Below are 26871 nucleotides of genomic sequence, written 5' to 3'. Positions count from 1 at the left end.
TTATAAATGTTTTATTTTATCAATAATATTGGTGGTTGAAAAACCTTTCTGCAATTCTGTCAAAATAACTTTGCCGTTATATTGTTCAACGATATTCTGTCCAACAACTTCTTTTCCAATATAATCTGCCCCTTTGATTAGAATATCAGGTTTTATATGTTGAATAAGATTAAGGGGGGTATCGTCGTCAAAGGCAACAACGGCATCGACATACCGTATGGCAGAAATGAGTCTGGCGCGTTCTTTTAACGGATTAATAGGTCTTTTGGGTCCTTTTAAACGTTGAATACTTGTATCTGAATTCAGTGCAACGATAAGCCGGTCACATTGTGTGCGTGCTGATTGCAAAAGCGATATATGACCTGTATGGAGGATGTCAAAACATCCATTGGTAAAACCAATAGTAAGCCCCTGTTTTTTCCATTTATTGACTTGAAGGGTCAAATCATTCAGTGAAATCAGTTCAGGTGTAACAAGAGGAAAAGTCTCTTCTGAGGATTGTGCTTTCAGTTCATTTTGAACTTCTGCAATGGTGGCGGTGGAGGTTCCCGCTTTTCCGATTACGACACCAGCAGCTGCATTTGCAATATGCATTGATTCCCTTATGCATAATCCCGAGGCGACCCCCAATGCCAAGGTTGCAATAACTGTATCGCCCGCGCCAGAAACATCAAATACCTCCCTAGCTCGGGAGGGTATATGTTGGGTGTTTCTGTTTTTTTCAACTAATGTCATTCCCTTTTCTGATCGTGTGATCAGAATGGCTTGTCCCTGGGTGATATCTAAGAGTTCCTGTCCTGCCTTTTCAAAATCGGTATCAGTTTTCAGGGACATCTGCACGGCCTGGCTTGCTTCAGCAATATTGGGTGTGATACAGGTGGCATGTCTATAAAGGGAAAAATCCCTGGATTTAGGATCAACAAATACAGGCAGGCTGTAATGCTTGGCCCTTTGTGCGATAAACTGAATAATCTCAGGGTGACAGACCCCCTTTCCGTAATCAGATATGATAACAGCCTGAACAGATGGAATATTTTTTTCAATATTTTCAATCAATAGGGTGATTTCTTCGGAATGAAGGGGAATAAGACTTTCTTCATCTGCACGAATGATTTGTTGATTTGCAGCGATAAAGCGCGATTTACAGATAGTTGGGCGATAGGGAGAGGAAATAATGGAATCTTCGGGAATATATTTCGAACGCATTATTTTTTTTATTTTCAATGCATATTCATCATTTCCGACTAATCCAACCAGAACAGCCTTACCATTTAGGGATAAAATATTATTGGCAACATTTCCAACACCGCCCAGCATTTCTTTTTGGCTGTTTAAATGAAGAACAGGTACTGGTGCCTCGGGTGAAATACGCTGGACATTTCCGTAAATAAAGCGGTCCAGCATAATATCGCCTATGCACAGGATGGTTAAGGCTGAAAAATCCATTTTAGTATTATCGCTCATGTTGAAAATTTTGAATGAAAGGGTCTAAAAATAATTGTCTGTCTGTTTTTAATCGTTCGCTGGCTAAAATAGATTCAATTTCTTCAATAGCCTTGTTTAATTGATGATTAATAATAACATAATCGAATTCATTCCAATGGGATATTTCATCCATTGCCTTGTTCATTCTATTGTTAATTTCGTCAATATGGTCTGACCCTCTCAGTTGAAGGCGATTTTTTAGTTCATTAAGTGAGGGGGGCAAGATAAAGATACCTACAACATCATGGGGTAAAGCCTTACGAATCTGTTGATGTCCTTGCCAATCTATGTCAAAGATAAGGTCTTTGCCTTCCGACAATAGTTTTTCGACAGGAGCCCTGGGTGTACCATAACCTCGACCAAAGACGGTTGCCCATTCCAGTAACTCATCATTTTCTGCTTGTTTTTCAAATTCTTCTTGACTGATAAAATGATAATGAACACCGTGTTCCTCACCGGGTCGAGGGTCACGGGTTGTTACTGAGATCGAAGGAAACAAATTGGGTTGAGTCGCCCGGAGAGCATTGGCAATTGTTGATTTTCCAGCACCAGAAGGGGCGGAAAAAACAAAACAGATTCCTCTTTTTCTTGGAGTTGATGTTGATTTGGCTTTAGATTCAGACATACCTTGATATTCCTTGATAAGCAGTAATTATTCAAGCTTATAACAGAAAAGTAAACAATATATGTATATGAAATTACGATCAGTTCTAATCACGGGGGCATCATCAGGTATTGGGTATGCCTTGGCTATTCGGCTTGCCAAACCAGGGGTCACATTGCATTTATCAGGCCGGCGTTCGGATGCTTTGGCAGGATTGGCTGAAAAATGTTGTCAACTGGGTGCCAATGTTCATACGAAAATTATTGATGTCTGCAATCATCAGGAAATGGATGAATGGATTAAATCTGCTGGACAGCTTGATCTTGTATTGGCTTGTGCAGGAATTTCTTTCGTTCCCCATGTTGAGACCCATGCGCATGTTATTCCAGAACCAATTGCACAGTGCTATAAAATCATGCAGACCAATATGAATGGTGTCCTCAATACAGTTCTTCCCGCAATTGAGGTGATGCAAAGACAGGAATGCAATTCAGAACATATACGAGGAAGAATAGCTGCTATTGCCTCAATTGCAAGCTTTTTCACTTCGGCCTGGGCTCCATCTTATTGTGCGTCAAAAGCGGCTGTGGATCGGTTTATGGTGGCGAGTGGTATGGGTTGGTGGAAAAAATGCAGAATTCAGTTAACGAGTGTTTGTTGTGGTTTTGTTGAAACACCGATGACACAAAAAAACAAATTTTATATGCCAGGGAAAATATCGGCGGATAAGGCGGCACAATTGATATTGGAAGGGATAGAAGGGCGAAAAAGGCGTGTTATTTTTCCAGTTTGGCTTGCCATTATCGCAAGAATCCTTGATTTGTTTCCTGTTTCTTTTTTGGAAAAAATCTATTTGCCTTATCTTCAGGAACAGGATCGTCATAAATAAAAGATTTATGAATCAATGATCTGTGTGTAAAAGATTCTATTATTTCTTTAAAATTAAGACCGTGATTTATTATGACAATTTCTGCCAAAGATCCATCAATACATAAACCCCGTTTTTGTGAAGGGTCTATTATGCGGCATGTGATCGTTATGGCCGGAACCGGCACAATTGGGTTAATGGCTGTTTTTCTGGTTGATTTTCTGAATCTTTTTTATATTTCCAGATTGGGGGATACACGTTACACAGCAGCTATTGGTTTTGCCAATGTAATTAACTTTTTGCAGGTGGCGATCTGTATTGGTATGTCTATTGGAATCACGGTCGTGACTGCACGGCTGATTGGGGCCAAAAAACATGATTTGGCAGGTCAGATTATAAATTCGTTTTTATTATTGATGACGGTAATTATGATTGTAATTGGTATTGCGATCATGGTTTTCCGATATCCAGTTTTATCTTTATTAGGGGCACAGGATTTAGTGCTTGAACAAGCCGGTCAGTTTATAGCTATTACTTCCCCCTTTTTATGTTTTATAGGGTTGGGAATGGCATTGTCTGGATTGTTAAGGGCGGTGGGTGATGCAAAAGGATCCATGTATATCACAATTGCAGGAGCCCTGGTCACGGCGGTTTTGGATCCTTTGTTCATTTTATATTTTGGTTGGGGATTGGAAGGAGCGGCAGTAAGTACCGTTTTTTCACGAGCGGCTGTTGCCGTTTTTGGTTTTTATAGTTTGAGGAAGTATCAATTAATTCATAAGCCAGTTTGGAAAAAGATCTTTTCTGATTCTTATCCTGTTTTTGTAATTGCATTTCCTGCGATTTTAACCAATCTAGCGACACCAGCAGGAAACACTTTTGTTATCAAGACAATGGCATCTTTTGGAAGCGATGCAATTGCGGGACAAACCGCAATTGATCGTATCGTTCCTGTAGCATTTGCGTTTGTATTTGCTTTGACGGGTTCGGTGGGGCCGATTATTTCGCAAAACTTCGGTGCCGGGTTTAGGGATCGGATGTGTGAAACTTTGATGGTCTCACTGAAATTGGTATGTTTATGTGTTTTATGTGCATGGATCCTTTTTTTTGTTGGAGAGGAATGGATTGTCAAAATGTTTGCGTTAAAGGCGGCAGGTATTGAACTGATGCGGTTATTTTGTCACTGGGTTATTTTAAGCAATTTATTTTTGGGGATGTTATTTGTTTCCAATACGGCTTTTAACAATTTGGGATATCCCTTATTATCGACCCTGTTTAATTGGGGTAGAGCCACGTTGGGGACAATTCCCTTTGTCTGGTTTGGTGCAACCTATGGCCCAAAAGGAATATTGGTTGGTCAGGCAATTGGGGTTATGCCTTTTGGATTTTTTGCGGTTTTATGCGCTTTTTATGTCTTGCGTAATATTAAAATAAACATGGTTTCGTATCAATGAAATCTTATTTCATATTTGATTGGTTTTAAAATTACGATCCCATTTTTGAATAAGGGGATATAAAACAACCAGGAAAATCAAGACAATAATGGCAGCGATAAAAAGATTTAAAAATAAATTTTGATATAATCGAAGTGTAAGATGGTCAGTTGCTGTATTGATATTTTTTGAGGCTGCAAGATTTGCGATTTTACTGCCTATGTAAAGGGAGATACCTGAAGCCATGAAATAAGATCCGGTCATAAACCCATTCATGGATGCCGGGACATAGCGGGCAATGACTGCCAAACCGAGACCACTGGTTAAAAGTTCTCCCAGAGAAAGGAAAAAATAACCATATATCATAACCCAGGAGGATAATTGTGGAGTTGTGCTTCTAAAACAGGCAAACCACCAAATACCAAAGGCGAAGGCGACAAAACTGAAACCGGTAATGAATTTTGTGGCAATGGAAATATCATATGATTGCCTGTTTATATAGTCATATAGTTTTGCCAGAATGGGGCTGAGAATGATAATCGCAATGGGATTGAGCGCCTGAAACTGTCCCGAAGACCAATTGAAAAGATGATATGATCCGATATAAAAAGCGGGATTTATATTCCGTTGCGCGAACAAGGTCAAAGATGTTGACATTTGTTGATAGAAAATAAAGTAAAGCATTCCTTCCAGAGTTAGGATATACATTATTTTTAGACCATAACGACTTGATGAATCAATCCTGTAATACATGATGAACCATAAAAGAAAGATCAGTATAGCCGCAGCCCACATACATGCAGCAATCAAGGTTGCCGATTGAATCAGAAAGGTCATTCCGGAAATAAAGGTGGCAATCCCTAGAAAAATCAGACCTTGAACCAGCCAGGATAATGGATCCTGATCTTTCTTGGGCAAATAGGGATTTAATCTTTTATGTGTGGCAAAATAATTGAGAATGCCAAGGACAAGTCCTATGAAACAGGTGATAAAGGCAGCGGACCATCCATAATGGTCTTTAAGAATTGGACAGAGAAGCATGGAAACGGTCGAGCCAACATTGACTGCCATATAATAAAGGGTAAAGGCAATGTCTAGTTGATCATCGTTTTGATCATAAATGCGTCGAACCAGCGTTGCTGCATTGGGCTTAAAAAGACCGTTTCCTGTACTGATGACAGCCATGGTAAGATATAGAATGGCTGTATCATGGGTTGCCTTTGCCAATAAAAGATAGCCCATTGCAAGAATTATGCTGCCATAAAGCATCGCTCTTCTGTTTCCAATGATTTTATCGCCAATCCATCCCCCAAGTACTGGTGCGGCATAAGTCATCGCTGAAAATGCACCGATTAGAAGATTGGCATTCTGATCATTGAAATGCATTCTGTTAATGAGGAACAGCACTAAAATGCTTTGCATACCGTAATAGCCAAAGCGCTCCCATAATTCGATGAAAAGGACAACGGAGAAAGCTCTATTTTTCTCCCTGAAAGGATGGATGGTTACAGAAGAGGTATGCACATGTGTCTCGGTCTAAAAAATGATATCATTATAAAAAAATTGATTGTTTCTCATTTTGAAGTAAACAGTATATAATTACAGAAAACCATAAATATGTGTATATTCGTATTAAATTTATTAAATTTATTTAGGTTTGTGGTCGTTTATGAAAAACAATCAATGGAAATTAGCCGGCTGTTTTTTGGTAAGTTCTGTCTTTGTTAATGCCAATCTGTCAGAAAGCCAGGCCAGGCCAGAAAATGGAAATATACATCATATGCGGAAGGTTGATCCGGTTCAGAAAAATAATCGGGTTGCAAAAACTGTTCTGGATTTTTCAGTATTGCCTGTTGTTAAGGGAAATGTTGCACAATATCTTCCTACCCCTTATGGCAATTTGGGTGGATTGTTATTGACGGATGGAACGCAAATCATGTTTTCCACAATGTTTGGGGAAATTGTGAAATCCTTTGTTCATCCGGGTCAGGACGTGGTGATTCGTGGGTTGAAAGCCTATTCATTACCTTTTGTCCAGGCTTTTGAGATTATCAATCAACGTGGAGAACAGATTGAGGAGGATAGTCCCGAGGCAAACTTTTCACCTGTACCTATTACTGGACCAGATTTGTCTGTAAATGGTACAATCAAGCAAGTTTTGTATAATTTGCAAGGTGATAAAATGGGTGTTGTTTTAAAGGATGGAACAGTTATTTATATTCGCTCTTCCGATATTAAAAAACTTGATTTTATTTTGAGTGTAGGTCAGAAAATTTATGTTAGCGGGATGGGAAATGCCAATTCTCTGGGTAAAGCGTTACAGGCAAGGATAATCGGTAAGACGGAAAATACCATGGTAGAATTGTCGCAATTTAATGTTCCACCAGCTGGTGCCCCTGCAGGAAGTCCATCGTATGATTATATTCCGCAGTAATTTTCTTTGAAATTGATTTTTGAAGAAGTGTTTGGATCAGTTATTGATCTCAGTTTGGAGGTTTGAAGCTATAACAATGAATCAGGAAAAGAATCAGTTTGATGCCTTTGATCAGAAATTGAATAGTTTTGAAGATCGATTAAATCCACGCTCTTCAAAAAAACGAGAAAAAAAAACAGAATATGGTGCTAATCCTTGGTTTTTTGCCTGTCGTGCTGGTGTAGAAGTAGTATCTGCCTTTATTGTCGGTCTTGTAATAGGATATGGATTGGATTATTGGTTATCAACAAAACCAGTTTTTATTCTTATATTTTCAGTTTTAGGAATGATTGCGGGCATTTTTAATATCTGGCATCTTGTTAAACCTAATGATATAAGGTTAAAATAAATGCTATTTTTGGTAAGATTCGGTTTATATTGGGAGAAAATTAGTGGCCGGTCATAATATAGACGCGCTCGGTCAATTTGAGTTGCATCCAGTTTTTGGAACCTTGGGTGAAACAATCCGTTTCAGCCAGTCAGAATTAATGATGGTGATTGCAGCAGTAATTGTCCCGGTCGCTATTTATTTTGGCATGCGTCGTAAGGCAGTGGTTCCCGGACGTTATCAGGCGGCAACAGAGATACTATATGAATTTGTATATAGTATGGCTGTGGGAACCATGGGTGAAAAGGGCAAAGGATTTTTCCCATTTATATTCGCATTGTTTTTCTTCATCCTGACGGGGAACTATCTTGGGCTTTTGCCTTTTTCTTTCGCTTTTACCAGTCATATCGTTGTAACGGTCAGCTTGGCCTTGATGGTATTTGTCTTGGCAATCATTGTTTCCCTCAAAAATCAGGGACTGAAATTTTTTGCCCATTTCATGCCTGCTGGAGCGCCAATTTTAATGGCCCCGTTATTGGTGCCCATTGAAATCCTGTCCTATTTGTCGAGACCTGTCAGCCTGTCTATTCGTTTGTTTGCGAATATGGTTGCTGGTCACGTCATGTTGGAAATGTTTGCTGCTTTCACGATTATGTTGGCTGCTGGATTGGGATTGGCTGTTGGCGGTTTTTTAGGTATATTTCCTATTTTGCTCAATATAGCCTTATTTGCCCTTGAACTATTGGTTGGTGCATTGCAAGCTTATGTATTTACAATCCTTACCTGTATGTATTTACAAGAAGCCGTTCATCATTAACTTTGGGTTTCGTTTACTTTATTTTTAATAACAAGGAAAAAACAAATGGATCATTCGCTTCTTTTGGCTGCAAAACAGATTGGTGCCGGCCTCGCTGTTATCGCTCTTTCCGGTGTTGGTATTGGTATTGGTAATATTTTTGCAACTCTGGTAAGCAGTATTGCTCGCAATCCAGCTTCCCGTTCCCATGTATTTGGTTTGGGAATGTTGGGCTTTGCTCTTACAGAAGCTGTGGCTCTTTACGCACTCCTGATCGCCTTTCTTATTCTGTTCATGTAAAGGGTTCTTTTATATGAGACGCTTTTCAGTCTTTTTTACCCGTCTGGCGGCGTCTCTCGTGGCGGGTGGATGTGCAAGCCTGTTGCTGGCACCTGTTTTTGCTACGAATGCCAGAGCTGCTGGCATGCCCCAGATGGACTTTAAAAACCCATTGGTAATGGGTCAATTTTTTTGGGTATTGATTATTTTCTTTTGTTTATTTCTGGTGGTGAAATATTTTTCAATTCCTCAGGTTGAAAATGTCATTTCCCATCGTCGTTCAAAAATTGATCAAGACTTGAATTCCGCACGTCAGGCTAAGGCACAGGCTGATAAAGCTGTCGCTGCATTAAATAAAACACGTCATGATGCCGCCTTGGAAGCGCAAAGACATGTTGATGCTATTTTACAGGAAACCAAAGCAGATTCTGCAAAAAAAATGCAGGAATTGCAAGGTAAGCTTGATCAGGAAATGAAGAATACTGAAAAACGCATCATTGAAGCTCGAAATAAAGCCCTGACCCAGGTTGATCAAATGTCAAAAGAGGTTGCGTATCTTTTGGTGAAGAAAATGCTGAATGAAGAGATAGATAGCGGCGTTATTGATCAAAAGATCAGACAGTTTGTCCCTTCGTCTTCACATTAAACAAGCAGAGAGAGTATGATGCTTTTTTTACAAGAACCACGTTTTTGGGCTGCTATTGCATTTATTTTATTCTTTGTCCTGTTTGGTAAAAAGATTTGGCGTCCCTTGGCTGCAATGATGGATAAACGGTCTGCACAGATACAGGCGGCACTGGAAGAGGCCAGCCGTTTGCGTCGGGAAGCTGAAGAAATATATACGAATGCCAGAAAAGAGCATGAGGCTGCCAAAGAAGAGGCAGAGAGAATGTTGCAAAATTCCAAGGAAATTGCAGCCCGTATTGCTGCCAAAGCAAAAAAGGATGCAGAATTTGCGGCTGAACGTCATGAACAGCTTATTCGCCAAAGAATGGCCGCTTCTGAACAAGAAGCCATTTCAGTTGTTCGTAAAGAGGCCGCTGAAATTGCTGTAAAAGCTGCAAGAGAAGTAATTGCATCTGTTATGACTGAGGAAAAAGATAAGTCCTTAATTGATCATGCAATTGCTGAAGTTCCCAAGATGTTGGCCAAAGATCAATATAATGCCTAATTTTATTCGTCTCGTTCATGCACATGAATTATAAACTTTCAATTGTAGTTGCTGTTTTAAACGAGGCGGATAATATTTTACCTGTCTGTCAGGAAATTGCTTCTGTTTTGCCAAAGTTGCCTGATAGTGAAGTTATTTTTGTTAATGATGGAAGTACTGATCATACGCTGGATCAGTTAATCGAAATAAAAAAAACGATTCTTCCCGGGCTTGTTATTTTATCTCATCCCAAATGTTGCGGTAAATCAGCTGCATTATTGACTGCAATCAAAGTTGCAAAGGGGGAATGGATTGCAACTCTGGATGGGGATGGTCAGGATGATCCCATTGATATTGTTGCAATGTGGAATGTAATGCAGCGATATCAAGGAAAACCCCCGTTAGTTGTAGGGGTAAGATTAAAGAGACATGATAATTTTTCCCGTCGGTTTGCAACGCGGTTTGCAAATGGGTTAAGACGCCGTTTGTTGAATGATGGCTGTCCAGATACGGGTGCGCCAATGAAATTGTTTATGAAAAACGATTTTCTTTCCTTACCGCAGTTTGAAGGGTTACATCGTTTTTTACCGGCTTTATTTGCCCATTATGGCGTTCCTCTATTATGTTATCCTGTCCATCATAGGCAAAGACTGAATGGATTTTCTAAATATACCAATTTAAATCGTGCCCTTGTGGGAATAAGGGATTTACTGGGGGTAATGTGGTTGTTAAATCGTATTCATTTGCCTGGTAATATTAGAAAGTCTTAAGACCGAAACAGATCAAGATAAAAAGGGATAAGCATGAGTATTTCTCATCTCTCGGAACCGTCTTTTCGTTTGAAGGCAAGTCATTATTTGTGGCTTGCCTTGTTTGTTTTTGTGTTGTTTTTACCTGGTAGAGCAAGCCTTCCACCACTGGATAGGGATGAGGCCCGGTATATGCAGGCAACATCTCAAATGCTGGAGAGCGGTAATTATATTGATGTTCGGTTTCAGGACAAGCCTCGTTATCTGCAACCTGCCGGAATTTACTGGTTGGAAGCGTTTTCTGTAAAGGCGGCATATTCCATCAGTCATAAAGAGGTTTGGCCATATCGCATTCCTTCCCTCTTTGCTGCGGTTGGATCTGTTTTACTGACTGTATGGATAGGCAGTCTATTATTTGATTCATGTATTGGTTTATTGGCGGGTATTTTTCTGGCAGTTTCGGTAATACTTACTGCGGAAGGTCGTATGGCCACAATAGATACGACTCTACTTTTTTTCATTTTGCTTGCCCAAACGAGTGTTGCAAAAGCGTGGTTATCCCGTTCATCTGTGGAAAAATCACCTTTTCACATTGCCGCAATCTATTGGGGCGCAATTGGGTGTGGATTGATGTTGAAGGGGCCAGTTATTCTCATCCCAACCTTATTGACTCCCTTGACTCTAGCCTGGGTTCAAAAGGATAAATCATGGTGGAAACAATTAAGGCCCGGCTATGGCTGGTTAATTTCTGTAATGATTGCCCTGCCTTGGTGTATTGCCATTGCCTTGATAAGTCATGGACAGTTTTTCACAAATGCAGTTGGTACGAATTTTTTAGGGAAGGTTGCGTCAGGACAACAGGCGCATGGATTACCACCAGGGTATTATCTTCTGGTTTTTCTAATTGCATTTTGGCCGGGTTCCCTGTTTACGGCATGGTCGTTACCTTTTATATGGATGGAAAGAAAAACTGAATCAGTAAAATTTTTGTTATGTTGGATTATTCCCCATTGGATGGTCTTTGAGGTTATTGCAACCAAACTTCCCCATTATGTATTGCCTACATATCCTGCGATTGCAATTCTTACATCTGCTGCATTATGGAAAATTTCTGAAAGGTGGCATGGTCCAATTTCTGTCTTGGGAAAGGGGCTGTTTTATTTTTATATGATTTTATGGTGTTTGGTTGGAGTCATTCTGGCTGTTGGAAGTGTTATCTGGGCACATTTCATGACGGGAGAATGGTATTATGCCGCAATGATCGGGGCAGTCACTGTATTATGTCTGATTGGGTATGTTATTTACTGTTTCTGCAAACAAAATGTTCAAAGGGCTTCTCTTTTTTCCATATTGGCTGCTCTAATTGTTTATATTCAACTATTCGTAATCTTGATTCCTTCTTTACAACCAGAATGGCTAAGTTATAAAATCGCACGAACTGTTCATTTTTTTAAACCCTGTCAGAAAACGGTTTTGGCCTCGGCCTCTTATTCAGAACCAAGTCTGGTTTTTTTAGTTGGGAAAGAGACACAGCTGATCAACGTGATGAAAACAGCTGCATTTCTTGAAAAGAATAAGGTTTGTGGAATGGCTTTGGTTGATCGGAAAGATCAGAAAGTGTTTAAAGAGTATTTGGATAAAGATAATATTTCCGTCGATTTATTGGGAGAAATCAAAGGATTAAATTATTCGACTGGAAAAAAATTGAATTTGGGTCTGTATAAAGTTCATTCATGGTAATTAAAAGAGATTGATACGAAATGCTGTTTTTGAAAAGCAAAGATAATGATTCATTATTGGGTATTGTTTAATTTTGAATAACGGCATTTTTTAATTTAATGGGTGAAAATTGATAAGTTAAAAAAAATACGAAACAATAATGGACGAATAAGATAATCAATGATTAAAAACACAATGATAGGACTGATATCTATACCACCAAGATCCGGTAAAATTCTTTGAATGGGTCGTAAAATCGGCTCGCAAAGCCTGCTCAGGAAAGTGCCGATTACATAAACGGCCCGTGCGTTAGGATTAATGATGTTAAGTGCAAATAGAAAACTGAAAATACAATAAGCGAGCAGGATGAAAGAATAAAGGCTTAATAAGGTTTGAAGTAATTGATATAGTTCAAACATATCTAATTCCTTGATAACGGATTCTGATGGTAAATTATGGTATGGATTATATAATTCTTTCTTGACAGTTTTTCTAGGAATAGTATCAATGAATTAGATTTTACTTTAGGGGGTTATAGCTCAGTTGGGAGAGCGTCTCGTTCGCAATGAGAAGGTCAGGGGTTCGATTCCCCTTGGCTCCACCATAGATGTTAAGACCTGAATTGATTTTCTGGTTTCAATGAATTAAAGAAATCTTGCAACGACGGTAAAATAATTCTGCCACGTTTTTTTACAGATTTTTCTTTCCTTTTCAGGATTGTAATATTTTATTAACCAGAAATTCTGGTGATCCTCTATTAATTCTCCCATTGTATAGATGTGGAGATTATTATCCACCTTTAAAAAAAGACAGATATTTCCTTTCTTGGCAATTTTACGGGGATGTAAAATTATAATGTCGCCAATTTTAAAGATAGGTTCAATATTACGGTTTGCGATTGAAATACCGAAAGCATCTTTTTCAAATGTTACAACATGGGGACGTTTAACATACTCAATGGGCGTATCCGTCAGAATAAAATCATCATGGATCAAGTTCATTGTACCGAAAACAGGTATTTCTTCATCCAGTTTAAAGTTATCAAAAGAATGATCACTAAAATCAGAGTTATCTTTTTTTGAGTTAACTTTAAAATTTGAATTGAAAAATTGAGTTATTTTTGGGGTAAGTTTAATCTGACTTTTTAATTTCCCCTTGCCGATATTTGGGTTTAGATGGTCGAGTTTAACATTCAGAGCAAGTGCAACATAAGGTAAAAGAGAGCTTTCACGAATATTGCCATTTTCAATATTCGCTATGGTTTGTTGGGAGCATCGACCCGTTAGCTTTCTGACTCTTTCTGCCAATTGGGACTGAGAAAGTTTTAAATATTTCCTAATTTTTTTGACGTTGTTACCAATGGTGGTCATTCTTTTTTTTAAAATAAAATGTTGGAGTTGTATATTTTTACTTTATAAGTTTTAATATTAAAATCAAAACTGGCTATACAGCTTATAAAAATATACGGTAAATAAGATTATTTTTAATAGTTAAATTTATTGGTTAAGTTTTCCAATAATTTGCTGAAAATGAAAAATTTGGATTCAATTTTTTTGTTTGTTGAAAAATAACTGTTGTTTATTCGAAGCATACCGATATTATGGGAAGGCTTTTAATAAGAATATACAATATTATGTATATTATTAAGTGAATAAGCTTAAATTGTTCATATTATAATTTAAAATTTACTTTATTTATAGATAATCAACAGTAAATTTATCTTGATTTTTAAGGAAATAGGGAAGAGAAGTGACAATAACAGATTCTTTCTTTACAAAATGGCATAAAGAATATGCTTTATTATTTGCTTTATTATTGCCACTTAATGCATGTAAAAAACAGCAACCTGCTCGACCCATACCTAGTGCGAATTTTGTAACGGTTCATACTCAAGAAGTTGAGAATTTAGTTGAGCTGACTGGACGTGTTTCTCCGATGCGCGTTTCACAGGTTCGTCCTCAGGTAAATGGATATCTTTATAAAAGGTTATTTGAAGAAGGTACGGATGTTATTAAGGGACAACAGCTTTATGAGGTTGATCCTCGACCCTATCAAGCCGCTTTAAATGAGGCGCGGGGTAAGCTTAACCGTGATTTGGCGACATTACGCACCCAGACTTTGAAGTTAAAAAGATATGGCCCATTGAAAAATATGGATGCTGTCAGTCGTCAGGATTATGATGATACACTTGCTGCACAAGAAGCAACTAAGGCTGATATTGAAAGTGATAAAGCAACAGTAAGACAGGCTGAACTGAATCTTGAATATACGGGAATTAATGCCACCATTTCTGGAAGGATAAGTCGTTCTATCCAAACGCAGGGCGCATTAATGTCTGTTAATCAGGCCGATCCAGTCGCTGTCATTACGCAACTTGATCCAATTTTTGTTGATATTATTGAACCTACCGCAGAACAGTTGCGTTTACGTTCAAGACAGGAAAATGGAAAATTACAGACCTTACGTGGGGCAGCCCATGTTCCTATTGATTTGATTTTAGAAGATGGTTCTCGTTACCCCTTACAGGCGAATTTATTATTTACCGAAGTTGTGACAGATCAGGAAACAGGATCTGTTATTCAGCGGGCAATCATACGTAATCCTGATAAATTATTGTTATCAGGCATGTATGTTCGTGCTGTTATGCATGAAGGATATGAGAAAGGGGCCTTTTTAATCCCTCAGGAAGCTATTATGCGTGGTTTGGATAATGCTCCCTATATTTATATTATTAACAAGGATAATGTTATTGAAAGACGTAATGTAGAATTACAACGTATTCAGGATACATACTGGGTTGTTACAAAAGGTCCAGTAGATGGTGATCATCTTCTTGTTAGTAATCCAACTTCATACAGACCAGGTCAAAAAGTCGTTCCTAAAGAAGGACGGACGATTACGGCAGAGGTCCCTAATTAAAGTGTTATAATTGGAATTTTTACATGTCATTGTCGCGTTTTTTTATTGACAGGCCGATTTTTGCTTGGGTTATTGCTATTCTTGTTTCACTGATTGGAACAATTTCTATTATAAGCCTGCCTATTGCACAATGGCCTTCAATCGCCCCTCCACCAATTACATTAAGTTTTACCTATCCAGGTGCTACCGCAGATACGGTTCAAAGAACGGTTGTTGATCCAATCAGTCAAAATCTATACGGTTTGGATAACCTAGAATATATTTCCACTTCCGCTAATGCTGATGGAACTGCATTGGTTACCCTCACCTTTGCACAGGGTACCAGTCCGGATATTGCACAGGTTCAAGTATTGAACCGTATTGATGTTGCCCGTTCATTGTTACCATCAACGGTTGCGTTGCAAGGAATTCGTATTTCGAAATCCAATAAAAGTTACATGATGTTTTTTGCCGTTCAATCTTCTGATCAATCCATGGATGAGGGAGCTCTGGGAGATTTATTGGCAAGTGATATACAGAACCCCGTTACCCGATTGAACGGGTTGGGAGATTATACCGCCTTTTCATCAGAATATGCGATGCGTGTCTGGTTGGATCCAGATAAGCTGCATGATTATCAGCTTAATGCAACGGATGTGATGAATGAAATTGGTTCCCAGAACTCGGAACAGCCTTTGGGTGAATTTGGAAAATTGCCAGCTTTGCCTAATCAGCGTTCTGATATTTATACAGGTGGTGTAAGACGTTTGGTCACACCAGAGGAATTTCAGAATATAGTTGTTAAAACACAGGTAAATGGTGCACGTATCCGATTGAAAGATGTTGCCAGGGTTGAATTGGGACCAATGACTTATCAGCCAATTGGTATGATTAACAATCAGCCTGTTGCTGCTTTTGGTGTCAAGCTTGCTTCTGGGGCCAACCAGTTGGCGCTGTCAAAAGATATTCATAATAAGATTGCAGAATTATCCAAGTATTTTCCAGCAAATACAACCTATTTATATCCACAAGATACCTCGACATATATTATTGAATCAATGGAGGAGGTCGTTGAAACTCTTGTTATTGCGATTTTGCTGGTTATTGTTGTGATGTATGTTTTCTTGCAAAATTTTAGGGCAACGTTTGTACCTGCAATTGCCGTTCCCGTAGTTTTGTTGGGAACATTCGCAATCCTGTTTTTTGCTGGATTTTCGATCAATACTTTGACAATGTTGGCTATGGTGCTTGCCATCGGGTTGCTTGTGGATGATGCGATTGTGGTCGTGGAAAATGTTGAGCGTGTTATGGAGGAGGAACATTGTTCTCCTAAAAAGGCTACTCAAATTTCCATGGATCAGATTAGTGGGGCCCTGGTTGGTATTGCGCTTGTTCTATCCATTGTTTTTATTCCCATGGCTTTTTTCAGCGGTTCTGCCGGGGTGGTTTATCGGCAATTCTCAATTAGCATTGTTGCAGCGATGGCTCTTTCTGTTGTCATTGCATTGATTTTTACCCCCGCTTTGTGTGCAACGGTTTTAAAACCTAAGGAAAAAAAGGAACAGCACGGTTGGTTCTTTACGAAATTTAATAACGGGTTTGATAAAATGGTCGATGGGTATATTCGAGGGGTGAAGCATATGATTCACCATTCACGTATAACCATGATTATTTATGTATTCATTACGGTTGCCGGATTATGTGTTTTTTATATTTTACCCGAAGGGTTCTTACCTGATGAAGATCAAGGGGTTGTTTACATGCAGGCAACATTGAGTCCTGGATCTTCAGCCGCAATGACGTCGAATGTCACCCGGAAAATGACAGATTATTTTGTTAAGCATGAGAATAAATATATCAAGTTTGTTTTTACGGCGATTGGGTTCAATTTTGGTGGTCAGGCCCAGAGTGCAGCTTTTGGTGTTGCCCGTTTGAAAGAATTTGATGAAAGGGGCAGCGATTCCAGGGCAACCGCTCAAGCTATCGCAACAAGGGCGATGCACGCATTGTCTTCTATCCCCGGCGCCAATGTGTTGGCATTTCTTCCGCCTCCCGTTATGGATTTAGGTTCGTCAACCGGGTTTGACTTTGAATTGCAAAATCGTGGACATCTGGATACCATTACCTTTATGAAGGCAAGGGATGCTTTGTTAAAAAAGGCCAGTGCGGATCATCGTCTCGTTGCCGTTCGCCCGAATGGGTTGCCTATTGCCCCGCAATATTATTTCAATATTGATCGTGATAAAGCACATGCCCAAGGGGTTAGTATTGACAGTATCAATCAAACGTTATCCATTGCTCTGGGATCTTCTGATGCGGGATTATTTAACTTGCGTGACCGTGTAAAACACGTGTTTGTACAAGGAGATGTCAAGTCGCGAATGAAGCCTGATGATCTAAGGCGTTGGTTTGTCCGGAATAATAATGGCAAGATGGTTCCATTAACCTCGTTTGTTGATGGTGAATGGAAAATGGCTCCTCAGAAAGTGGAGACCTATAACGGTTATCCATCTTTTGAAATCATGGGGCAGGGAGCTCCTGGTATCAGTAATGGTACAGCGATGAAAATCATTGAGGGTTATGCAAATGAACTTGGCAAGGGAATAGGCTATGAATGGACGGGCATGTCATATGAACAGGAAAAGTCCTCTGGACAAGCCGGAAAACTATATGCTGTTTCTATTTTGGCAGTCTTTTTATCTTTGGCGGCTTTGTATGAAAGTTGGGCTATACCTTTTTCCGTTATCCTGGTGGTTCCCTTGGGAATTATTGGAGCGGCGGCAGCGGTTTATCTGCGTGGAATAGATAATGATATTTATTTCCAGGTTGGGTTGTTAACAACCGTGGGGCTTGCGGCCAAGAATGCCATCCTGATTGTTGAATTTGCTAAGGAACATTATGATACTGGTACAAAAACATTGGAAGAATCAGCGATAATGGCTGCACGTGAACGTATTCGGCCTATTCTGATGACCTCGCTGGCATTTGTGATCGGAACTGTTCCTCTGGCAATTGCAAAAGGGGCGGGTGCTGCAAGTCACGTGGCCATTGGTACAAGTGTGGTGGGTGGTGTTATTACAGCCACTTTGTTGGCCCTCTATTTTGTCCCTGTATTTTTTATTGTCGTTCTGGGATTATTCAAGGTGCGTCCTCATCCATTAAATAATAAGAATGTTGATGCAACCGCTGGACAGACAGGAGAGTAAAATAATGATGAAAATAAGAAAGTCATTTTGGTCACCGCTTATATCCATGACTTTAGCTTTAATGATATTTTCAACGACCTCCTGTAATCTTGTTCCAGATTATAAACGCCCAGATGCATCAATTTCCCAGCAATGGCCGATGGGTTCCGCTTATGGGCCCCCCTTGCCCAAGGATTCAAATTTGCCACAAGCCTATAATGTCGGTTGGAAGGTTTTCTTTCGGGATCCAGTCTTGAGTGAATTAATTTCCATGGCTTTGGCTAATAATCGTGATTTACGTGAGGCAATCGAGAATATTACGGCTTCCCATGCCAGTTACATGCGTCAAAGAGGTGATTTATTTCCAACAGTAAATTATTCTGCGGGGGCTTCCTATCAAACGAGTCCGGGAAAAACCTTGGGCGGTATGCGGGGCTATACGCATTGGAACCAATTATCAACGGGATTTGGTGTATCAAATTATGAAATTGATATATTCGATCATGTTCGGAGTTTGACCAAAGCGGCCAGGGAAAGTTACTTGCAGCAGGTAGAGAGTACTTTATCTGTGCAAATTTCGTTGATTAGCGAGGTTGCCAATACATATATGGCCTGGCTTGCGGATTGTGACAGTCTTCGTACTGTTCAGGAAAGCTTGCATAATCGTGAAAGGAATTTACAATTAATTCAAGGAATGCATACCTATGGTCAACAAAATGCCCAGGCTGTGGCACAAGCAACAGAATTGTTGCAAGAAGCCCGAAGTCAGGAGCAGGTTTATCAAAAAACGGTTGCCAATGATCTGAACAGTCTTACTTTGTTGATTGGTCAGCCTATTCCACAATCTGTCTTGCAAAAGGCCGGTCCTAATCCCTCTCTGGATAATTTTGTTTCCATGCCAGAGGTGGCGTCGGGTATGCCATCGGATCTTCTCGAACGTCGTCCAGATATTTTATTGGCAGAACATCAGCTTAAAGAAGCCAATGCGAATGTTGGATATGCCAGAGCCGCTTTTTTTCCATCCATTCAGCTAACAACATCAGGCAGTACGGCAGGAGCAACTTTTGCACAAATGTTTGGGCCATATTCTGCGGCTTATACATTTATGCCGAAAATTACCGTACCTGTAATTGATGAGGGGCAAAATCTGGCACAATTGAGAACAGCAAAAGCTAAAGTGCGTGCCGCCGTCGCTCATTATCAGAAAGTGATACAATCTTCTTTCAAGGAAGTTGCGGATGCTTTGGCAGCCAGAACAACATTAAAAGAAAAGTGGAAAGCTGAATCTGACAATGTCAAGGCAAGCCAGACAGATTACCGTTTGTCCTATGCCCGGTTCAGTAATGGAATTGATAGTTATATCAGCACATTAACGGCGCAAAGAACATTATTGACCGCCCAAGTTTCATCTATTCAGGCACGTCTTCAATATATGCAGAGTCTTTCAACTTTGTACAGAACGTTGGGAGGAGGATGGAGTGCAGAAAATGCTTTTCAGACCTATCAATCCAATGGAAAGAAATTGAATACTCAGGTAGATAAGAGCAAGCAATAAATTTATTATGAATTAAATCGGTTTGCGATTAGAGATTATCTGAAGAGGATAATCTCTTTTTTTTATCCATATGAATTTTATTTTTATTTTGAAAAATTGTATTGAACAGGTGCCGAATTGCAATGGATAGTAAAATCAATCAGTTATCGGTAAAAAAACGGATATGAATATTGGAAAAAAATACATAGGGATAATCTCTATTTTAATGGCTTCTGTTTTATGGGGGACAACAGGGGTTGCCGCTCAATTTGCACCTGAAGTGAGTGCGCTTGCGATTGGGTCAGGTGCTATGGGTATCGGTGGGTTGTTGCAATCAGTGATTGCCTTGCCATGTCTAAAAAATTATCAGGGGAAATTATATAGTCAAAAAGGTTGGATTATATTGGGTGCCCTTGCCGTTATGTTTTACCCTTTGGCTTTTTATGGTTCGATGCGGGTTGCCAGTATTACGGTTGGAACAGTTGTTTCAATTGGTTCGGCACCATTTTTTTCTGCTGCACTTGAAAACATAATGGATCATTTCAAAGTCACCCTACAATGGGTCATTGGTGCCTTTATGGGAGTATCGGGTATCATCTTGCTCTGTTTTTCTGCCCAACATACCTTATATAGCCCAATATCCTTTGCAAGAATCAGTCTGGGTATTTTATTGGGATTGTTGGCAGGGTTTACCTATGCATTCTATACATGGGTTGCAAGACATTTGATACATCATGAAATTCCATCAAAGGCAGCGATGGGAAGTATTTTCGGGGTTGGTGGTCTTTTGCTGTTACCAGTTTTATTGATAACGGGCGGAACATATTTGAATTCATGGAGCAATTTATCTGTTGGAATTTATATGGCGACTATTCCCATGTTTATTGGTTATCTTTGTTTTGGTTACGGCCTGTCCTTTGTTCCAACAAGCATGGCAACTTTGATAACCTTGTTGGAACCTGTTATTGCAACATTTCTTGCCGTAATAATTGTAGGGGAAAAATTTTCAGGTTTTGGCTGGTTAGGAATTGGTTTGATTTTTTTATGTCTGGTTTGTATCTCAATTCCCAATAATAAAAAATGAAAATGCCTTTATAAGGATAAAGGCATGAGAAAAAATTATTCTTTCAGTAAAGCTTTTTTAAAGGCTAGTCGCCAACCTTTGAGTTTTCTTTCCCGTTCTGCTTGTTCCATTGCCGGTTTGAAAGTGCTACCTTCGGACCAGTTGGTCGTAATATCTTCGATATTGTTCCATATACCGCACCCAAGACCAGCAAGATAGGCAGCTCCCATTGCGGTTGTTTCAATATAAGCGGGTCGTTCGACGGTTGTATTCATAATACTGGCTAGGAATTGACAATACCAGTCATTCGCTGACATTCCGCCATCAACACGGATGGATGAAATTTCTTCAAGACTGTCCTTTTTCATTGCCTCGGCAAGATCATAGGTCTGATAGGCAATGGATTCTAGTGCGGCACGGGCTATATGGGCAGCTGTCGCATTGAAGGTTAATCCAGTAATGATTGCCTTGACATCAGGTTCCCAATGGGGGGCACCCAATCCGACAAAGGCTGGAACCATATATACTTCATGGTTGTCGTTAACCTTGGTTGCCATATCATTGGTTTGTGAGGCATGGGTGATGATTCCGATACCATCCCTTAACCATTTGATTGCAGCACCAGCAACAAAGATGGATCCTTCAAGTGCATAGGTTGGTTTACCATTTAGGCGATAGGCCGTTGTTGTGAGCATGCGGTTTTGGGAGGTTACGATTTTGTCCCCTGTGTTTAACAGCATAAAGCATCCCGTGCCATAGGTTGCCTTAACCATGCCGGGTTCAAAACAGGCTTGACCGATTAATGCGGCTTGCTGATCCCCCGCCATTCCCATAATGGGAATTGAATTACCAAACAAGGCAGGATCTGTTGTGCCGAACAAAGTACTGTTATCTTTTACCTCAGGTAAAATAGAGGCGGGAATATTAAAGATTTTGAGTAGTTCTGGATCCCATGATTGTGTTTGTATATTAAACAGCAGGGTTCGACTGGCATTGGTTGCATCTGTTGCGTGAACCTTGCCTCCAGTTAGACGCCATAAAAGGAAACTGTCAATTGTACCAAAAGCCAGTTCACCGCGTTCTGCTTCAGATCTTACATTCGGGATGTTATCCAATATCCAGGCAATTTTTGTCGCGGAGAAGTAGGGGTCAAGAAGTAAGCCTGTTTTTTCATAGATTGTTTTTTCTAGCCCTTCTTCCTTTAAAGCTCTGCATGAATTTGCTGTCCGTCGATCCTGCCATACGATGGCATTGTAGACAGGTTTGCCCGTCTTACGGTTCCAGATAACAACTGTTTCACGTTGGTTGGTAATGCCTATGGCGGCAATTTCACTGGTTTTACCTTCAAGGGAAGCTTTGGCGATGGCGTTTTTAATTGTATATACAGTATCACTCCAGATGTCCTCCGGATTATGTTCAACCCATCCAAGTTGAGGATAATGCTGGGTAAATTCATGTCGGCTGAGCGATATTTCTTGGCCCCGTGTGTTGAAGATAATTGAACGTGTAGATGTTGTGCCCTGGTCAAGGGCAATAATATAATGAGCTTTATTCATGGAAATTATATCCGCTTTGTAATTGGGTTATGATATACGAGATAAAAAGGGTTTAATGAATAATTGATAGGCACCTCCACCCATGACACCGCCTAGGAGTGGGCCGAAAATAGGACCCCACCAATAAGAAGGTAAACCGGGAAAGGCAGAAGGTCCCCAGCCAGCCAAATAGATGAATATTCTAGGACCAAGATCACGTGCGGGATTGATCGCCCATCCTTCAAGATATCCTGCCGATGCACCAATAGCAGCAACTACAAAACCGATAATCAGTGCACCACTGTTTGCTTGTGGGGCAATGGTATTGTATTCATCAGTAATGGCAAAAATACTGAAAACCAAAAATGCAGTTAAAAGGATTTCGTTAAAAAAAGCATGGATAGGTGTGACTGTTAATCCGGGTGCTGTGATAAAAACACCAGCCCCACCGCCCAATGGGCGGGTCAGGTGATGGACAACATTATAATGGTCAATAACTGAATAATACATGCAATAAACAAGAACTGCACCGCAAATCCCGCCAAAAACCTGGGCGATTATATAGGCGGGGACTTTTTTCCAGGAAAAATTCCGGAATAAGGCAAGGGCTAGTGTTACAGCAGGATTGGCATGGGTGCCACTTATGCTGCCAGTAACATAGATCGCGAAAGTTACACTTAATCCCCAGGAAATCGCAACACCCCAATAGGCATTTTGATAAGGACTTGGATCATACATAAGAAGCATTGCTGCTGCTGAACAACCAATAAATATGATAATTGTAACTGCAATCGCTTCAGAAATGAGCTCTCCTATAAGATTTTTCGTATTTTGCATATGTTATTGACTTTCTGGAGGGAGGTTATTGAGACTTTTGCAAATATTGAGCCAGTTTTCCTTGCTCTTCTTGGGTGAAATATAATCCCAGTTTTGTTCTTCTCCATAAAATGTCTTCTACAGTCATGGCCCATTCCTTTTCGACAAGGTAATCAACTTCATGCTGTGTCAAACCATGGCCAAAATCAATACCCATATCCGTCTTGCTTTTGGCATTGTGAATAATGTTTATGGCATCTGTTCCATAACTGTGTGCAATGCGTTTGGCAGTGATTTCATCAAGGAAGGAAACAGTATTGCGAAAATCTTTATAAAATAAATCAAAATTGCCATCGGTAATATTTCCACCTGGCAAAGGTTCTTTGTCCGTCCAATTTTGGCGGGTATATTTGAAAAACTTGGCTAGTTTTTCCATGCTATGTTCTGCAAGACGGCGATAGGTTGTAATTTTCCCGCCAAAGATTGAGAGTAAAGGTGCCTGACTGTTTTCCTCATTCAAATCGAGGTGATAATCTCTGGTTACTGCTGAAGCATTGCTGGAGGCATCGTCATACAGTGGACGAACGCCAGAATAATTCCAGATTACATCTTTTGGAGCAATGTTCTTATTGAAATAATCGTTCACCGATTTACATAGATATTCGGTTTCATTTTCATCAATCCCAGGTAAAATATCTGGAGATTGATCCCAGGAAATATCTGTTGTGCCAATCAATGTGAATTCTTCGTGGTAGGGAATGGCAAATACAATCCGTTTGTCATCATTTTGTAGAATATAGGCTTGAGGACCTTCATAAAGTTTTTTGACAACAATATGACTGCCCTTGACAAGCCGAACATTCATTTTACTTTGAACATGCAGTTTGTCTTGTAAAAGTTCTGCAACCCATGGTCCGGCTGCGTTCACAATTACTTTTGCTGTTATGGTTGTTTTTTTCTGGGTTTTATTATCTTGGATTGTTGCACTCCATTCATTTGTTGAGCGTTTGGCATCCACAAATTTTGTTTGAGTACGAATGTCGGCACCCAGCATAGAGGCCCCTTTTGCATTTAATACAACAAGGCGGCTATCATCAACGGCGCAATCTGCATAGGTAAAGCCCTTTTTGATGTCATTTCGTAAAGGTTGTCCATATGGAGAGGTTTGTAATGAGATTAATTTGGAGTTAGGCAATTTTGGGTGGCTTGCCAAATGATCATATAAAAATAATCCGATTCGAATCATCCAGGCTGGTCGAATGGAATTTCGATGAGGAAGAACAAATTCAAGAGGACGTATAATATGAGAGGCCAGGTTAAGAAGACGTTCACGTTCCTGTAAGGCCTCCCGAACCAGGCGAAATTCATAATATTCAAGATAACGCAATCCGCCATGAATTAGTTTTGTGCTTGCAGAAGAAGTATGGCTTGCCAGATCATTTTTCTCAACGAGTAAAACTTTTAATCCTCGTCCTGCTGCATCGCGAGCAATACCTGTTCCATTGACGCCACCACCAACAATTAAAAGATCATAGGTTGTAGGCTGGGTGTTCATTAGTAATCTCCTGAAAGAATATTTTATTTATTTAATTTTATTTTTTTAATATGGTTTCAGGAGATATGAAATATCAAGCAAGAAATGGCCCTATTTGGGCTATTTCTGGTAAAGTATAGTTGTACTAAAAGTAAAAATCATATATTTAAAAGAAAATAAAAGTTTAATTATAAATAGTTATATAAATAAACCTTAAACAGGTTTCCATCCATCTTGACGTAAAACACTTCCTGCTAAATAAAGACTTCCACAAATAAGGACTCTGTAAGGTTTTTTTTCTGTTTGTTGAAGATGAATTAAAGCATTTTTAATCGTTCCACCGCTAATGGCATGATTTTTAGAAGCCTGGATAATATTATCAATGGACATGGCCATATGTTGATCAGGTTCAATTACAGCCTGTATAGAGGTGCATAACGGGATAAGAGGGGCAAGAAATGCACTGGAATCTTTATTGTTTTTCATGCCAACAATGAGATGAAGGGGCCTGTCCTGCCATTTAGACTTTATAAATCGGGCAAGGATTTGCCCGGCATCGGCATTATGTCCTCCATCCAGCCACAACTCTGTTTCTGGAGTGATATACTTGGTCAATGTTCCTTGTAAGCGTTGCAAACGTGCCGGCCATTGTGCCTCTGCAATACCTTGCCATGCATATTCTGGCACGGCAAGTTGGGTTGCACGTAAAGTGGCAATCGCCAAACCTGCATTATTAACCTGATGAAATCCCATTAGACTGGGTAGAGGTAATTGAAGCGTTCCCTTGGAATCATTATAAACTAGATAATCCCTTTGTTTTTCAATAGTCCAGTTTTTCCCCTGGATAAATAGTGGAGCATTCTTGGCTTGAGCTTCTTCCTGTAAAATGTTCAATACTTCTGGGGATTGATTATAAGTTATAACAGGTATGGATTTTTTGATGATTCCAGACTTTTCCCTAGCAATTTTTACAAGACTGTTGCCAAGAAAAGCTTCATGATCCATTGAGATGGAGGTGATGGTGCTGGCAATGGGATATATGACATTTGTTGCATCAAAGCGCCCACCCAATCCTACTTCAATAATTGCCAGATCAGCTGGATATTTCGCGAATAGACAAAAAGTGGCGGCTGTTAGAACTTCAAAAACCGTGATGGGTTGTTGATTATTAACTTTTTCAATGTAGGACAAGGTATCTGATAATTCTGCTTCATCAACCAGATGGCCTGAAATTCGAAAACGTTCTGTGACATTGATCAGATGGGGTGAAGTTGAAACATGAACATTCCATCCCGCTTTTTCGCCTATGGCACGCAAAAAGGAACAGGTGCTGCCTTTTCCATTCGTACCAGCCACATGAATTGTTGGGGGAAGATGCCGCTCTGGATTTCCCAGATCGTTTAGCAACCGTTTCAATCGATTGAGGGATAGATCAATCAAAGAGGGATATAGTTTGTTAAGTCGCTCGAGTATTTGACCTGAGCGTCCAGTAAATTCGGTTAAAACAGGAGAATTCATAAAAGCTAGGATGTTTGTGTATTTGTGTTACATAACAGGCTGATGAGATTGGCAAGCGTTTCTCGCATATCTGTTCTTTTAACAACCATGTCAATCATGCCGTGATCAAGAAGATATTCTGAGCGTTGAAATCCTTCTGGCAATTTTTCATGAACAGTATTTTCAATAACACGTGGACCTGCAAATCCGATTAATGCATTGGGTTCTGCGATGTGGATATCCCCCAACATTGCAAAGGAAGCAGTCACCCCGCCTGTTGTTGGATTGGTAAAGACGACGATATAGGGAATTTTGGCCTCTTTTAGCATTTCTACAGCTATGACGGTACGGGGCATCTGCATAAGGCTAATCATTCCCTCTTGCATTCTGGCCCCCCCTGATGCGGTAAATATGATTAAAGGGGATTGTTGTAAAAGGGCAAGACGGGTTGCCGCAAGGAAACTCTCACCAAAGGCGGCCCCCATTGTGCCAGCCATAAATTCAAAGGCCATAACGGCCACCACTGCTTTTTGCTCCAGAATGGTACCATGTGCGACGGCAATTGATTCTTCAAGTTGTGATTTTGCGCGGTTTTCCTTTAGTCGATCGGTATAACGTTTTTTATCCCTGAAATTTAAGGGGTCTACAGGCATTTTGGGGAGCTCTATGCAAGTATAGGAATCCTGGTCAAAAGTCCATTCCAAACGCTCTTTCACAGATGCACGCATATGATGTCCACAATGTGGACAGATATTCATGTTTTTTTGTAAATCCTTGATTAACAGCATTTGGTCACAGGCATCGCAATTGGTCCACAGATTATCAGGTATATCTTTTTTTAAAAATCCTTGAATTCTGGGACGTACATATTCCGTAAGCCAACTCATAACTGATCTTTCATTGATGATGATTAATTTATAAACCT

24 protein-coding genes and 1 tRNA gene are annotated in these 26871 nt (G+C 39.9%); 15 read left to right on the top strand and 10 right to left on the bottom strand.

The genetic code is table 11. The features are described 5' to 3' along the window. Positions 1-1446, bottom strand: coding sequence for a D-glycero-beta-D-manno-heptose-7-phosphate kinase (gene rfaE1, locus GM552_RS08580; RefSeq protein WP_155566118.1), 1446 nt, complete (start codon positions 1444-1446; stop codon positions 1-3). Positions 1447-1453: 7 nt separating this feature from the next. Beyond that, positions 1454-2110 carry a guanylate kinase gene (gene gmk, locus GM552_RS08575; protein ID WP_155566096.1) on the bottom strand — a complete coding sequence of 219 codons (657 nt, stop codon included), beginning with the start codon at positions 2108-2110 and terminating at the stop codon, positions 1454-1456. 67 nt (positions 2111-2177) lie between these two features. Between gmk and GM552_RS08570 the strand changes: the two genes are divergently transcribed. Continuing rightward, positions 2178-2978 carry an SDR family oxidoreductase gene (locus GM552_RS08570; RefSeq protein WP_230873478.1) on the top strand — a complete coding sequence of 267 codons (801 nt, stop codon included), beginning with the start codon at positions 2178-2180 and terminating at the stop codon, positions 2976-2978. Between the two features lie 71 nt (positions 2979-3049). After that, the gene (locus GM552_RS08565; protein WP_230873477.1) at positions 3050-4411 is read left to right on the top strand and encodes an MATE family efflux transporter; all 1362 of its coding nucleotides are present in this window, start codon (positions 3050-3052) and stop codon (positions 4409-4411) included. 9 nt (positions 4412-4420) lie between these two features. Here GM552_RS08565 and GM552_RS08560 read toward each other — a convergent pair whose 3' ends face one another. After that, the gene (locus tag GM552_RS08560; protein ID WP_155566094.1) at positions 4421-5914 is read right to left on the bottom strand and encodes an oligopeptide:H+ symporter; all 1494 of its coding nucleotides are present in this window, start codon (positions 5912-5914) and stop codon (positions 4421-4423) included. A gap of 145 nt (positions 5915-6059) precedes the next feature. Between GM552_RS08560 and GM552_RS08555 the strand changes: the two genes are divergently transcribed. The 8 genes from GM552_RS08555 (at position 6060) to GM552_RS08520 (ending at position 11905) form a co-directional block, all read left to right on the top strand. After that, a complete protein-coding gene (locus GM552_RS08555) occupies positions 6060-6824 on the top strand; it encodes a hypothetical protein (RefSeq protein WP_155566093.1) in 765 nt (254 codons plus the stop codon). Between the two features lie 76 nt (positions 6825-6900). Then, positions 6901-7212: an AtpZ/AtpI family protein gene (locus GM552_RS08550; RefSeq protein ID WP_110439178.1), complete on the top strand. Its 312-nt coding sequence runs from the start codon at positions 6901-6903 to the stop codon at positions 7210-7212. 28 nt (positions 7213-7240) lie between these two features. Next, positions 7241-8008 carry a F0F1 ATP synthase subunit A gene (locus GM552_RS08545; RefSeq protein ID WP_110439177.1) on the top strand — a complete coding sequence of 256 codons (768 nt, stop codon included), beginning with the start codon at positions 7241-7243 and terminating at the stop codon, positions 8006-8008. Between the two features lie 45 nt (positions 8009-8053). After that, positions 8054-8287, top strand: coding sequence for an ATP synthase subunit C family protein (locus GM552_RS08540; RefSeq protein WP_110439176.1), 234 nt, complete (start codon positions 8054-8056; stop codon positions 8285-8287). Positions 8288-8300: 13 nt separating this feature from the next. After that, entirely contained in the window at positions 8301-8912 is a 612-nt protein-coding gene (locus GM552_RS08535) for a hypothetical protein (protein ID WP_110439175.1), read from the top strand. 15 nt (positions 8913-8927) lie between these two features. After that, complete coding sequence (gene atpF / locus GM552_RS08530; RefSeq protein WP_230873476.1) at positions 8928-9437, top strand: F0F1 ATP synthase subunit B; 510 nt, start codon at positions 8928-8930, stop codon at positions 9435-9437. A gap of 23 nt (positions 9438-9460) precedes the next feature. After that, positions 9461-10186, top strand: a complete 726-nt coding sequence (locus GM552_RS08525) for a glycosyltransferase family 2 protein (RefSeq protein ID WP_155566092.1) — start codon at positions 9461-9463, stop codon at positions 10184-10186. A gap of 33 nt (positions 10187-10219) precedes the next feature. Then, positions 10220-11905, top strand: coding sequence for a glycosyltransferase family 39 protein (locus GM552_RS08520; RefSeq protein WP_155566091.1), 1686 nt, complete (start codon positions 10220-10222; stop codon positions 11903-11905). Positions 11906-12000: 95 nt separating this feature from the next. Here the strand turns inward: GM552_RS08520 and GM552_RS08515 are convergent, their stop codons facing one another. After that, positions 12001-12303 (bottom strand): YggT family protein, encoded by a 303-nt coding sequence (locus GM552_RS08515; protein WP_110439173.1) that lies wholly within the window; start codon positions 12301-12303, stop codon positions 12001-12003. Between the two features lie 109 nt (positions 12304-12412). On the opposite strand from GM552_RS08515, the gene GM552_RS08510 reads away from it, so the two are divergent. Next, positions 12413-12488 (top strand) — tRNA-Ala (locus tag GM552_RS08510). A gap of 40 nt (positions 12489-12528) precedes the next feature. On the opposite strand, the gene GM552_RS08505 is transcribed toward GM552_RS08510, so the two are convergent. Beyond that, positions 12529-13254 carry a helix-turn-helix transcriptional regulator gene (locus tag GM552_RS08505; RefSeq protein ID WP_122124171.1) on the bottom strand — a complete coding sequence of 242 codons (726 nt, stop codon included), beginning with the start codon at positions 13252-13254 and terminating at the stop codon, positions 12529-12531. Positions 13255-13633: 379 nt separating this feature from the next. Between GM552_RS08505 and GM552_RS08500 the strand changes: the two genes are divergently transcribed. The 4 genes from GM552_RS08500 to GM552_RS08485 all read left to right on the top strand — a co-directional run bounded on the left by GM552_RS08500 (position 13634) and on the right by GM552_RS08485 (position 20585). Next, positions 13634-14803 carry an efflux RND transporter periplasmic adaptor subunit gene (locus GM552_RS08500; protein WP_110439171.1) on the top strand — a complete coding sequence of 390 codons (1170 nt, stop codon included), beginning with the start codon at positions 13634-13636 and terminating at the stop codon, positions 14801-14803. Between the two features lie 23 nt (positions 14804-14826). After that, positions 14827-17988, top strand: a complete 3162-nt coding sequence (locus GM552_RS08495) for an efflux RND transporter permease subunit (RefSeq protein ID WP_110439170.1) — start codon at positions 14827-14829, stop codon at positions 17986-17988. A 4-nt stretch (positions 17989-17992) separates the two neighbouring features. Further along, a complete protein-coding gene (locus tag GM552_RS08490) occupies positions 17993-19522 on the top strand; it encodes an efflux transporter outer membrane subunit (RefSeq protein WP_196424881.1) in 1530 nt (509 codons plus the stop codon). Between the two features lie 163 nt (positions 19523-19685). Then, positions 19686-20585 (top strand): DMT family transporter, encoded by a 900-nt coding sequence (locus GM552_RS08485; protein WP_155566089.1) that lies wholly within the window; start codon positions 19686-19688, stop codon positions 20583-20585. Between the two features lie 35 nt (positions 20586-20620). Here GM552_RS08485 and glpK read toward each other — a convergent pair whose 3' ends face one another. The 5 genes from glpK to accD all read right to left on the bottom strand — a co-directional run bounded on the left by glpK (position 20621) and on the right by accD (position 26833). Next, complete coding sequence (gene glpK, locus GM552_RS08480) at positions 20621-22120, bottom strand: glycerol kinase GlpK (protein ID WP_155566088.1); 1500 nt, start codon at positions 22118-22120, stop codon at positions 20621-20623. Positions 22121-22147: 27 nt separating this feature from the next. Then, the gene (locus GM552_RS08475; protein ID WP_155566087.1) at positions 22148-22936 is read right to left on the bottom strand and encodes an MIP/aquaporin family protein; all 789 of its coding nucleotides are present in this window, start codon (positions 22934-22936) and stop codon (positions 22148-22150) included. A 25-nt stretch (positions 22937-22961) separates the two neighbouring features. Beyond that, positions 22962-24470: a glycerol-3-phosphate dehydrogenase gene (gene glpD, locus GM552_RS08470; protein ID WP_155566086.1), complete on the bottom strand. Its 1509-nt coding sequence runs from the start codon at positions 24468-24470 to the stop codon at positions 22962-22964. A 192-nt stretch (positions 24471-24662) separates the two neighbouring features. Next, positions 24663-25967, bottom strand: coding sequence for a folylpolyglutamate synthase/dihydrofolate synthase family protein (locus GM552_RS08465; protein WP_155566085.1), 1305 nt, complete (start codon positions 25965-25967; stop codon positions 24663-24665). A 5-nt stretch (positions 25968-25972) separates the two neighbouring features. Then, positions 25973-26833 carry an acetyl-CoA carboxylase, carboxyltransferase subunit beta gene (accD, locus tag GM552_RS08460; RefSeq protein ID WP_155566084.1) on the bottom strand — a complete coding sequence of 287 codons (861 nt, stop codon included), beginning with the start codon at positions 26831-26833 and terminating at the stop codon, positions 25973-25975. Positions 26834-26871 lie beyond the last annotated feature (38 nt).

Origin of the sequence: Commensalibacter sp. ESL0382, from assembly GCF_009725775.1 — a bacterium.
In the GTDB taxonomy this organism is placed as follows: Bacteria; Pseudomonadota; Alphaproteobacteria; order Acetobacterales; family Acetobacteraceae; genus Commensalibacter; species Commensalibacter melissae.
Note: the sequence above shows the minus strand (reverse complement) of the source record. Positions and strands in the feature narration are given on the sequence as shown.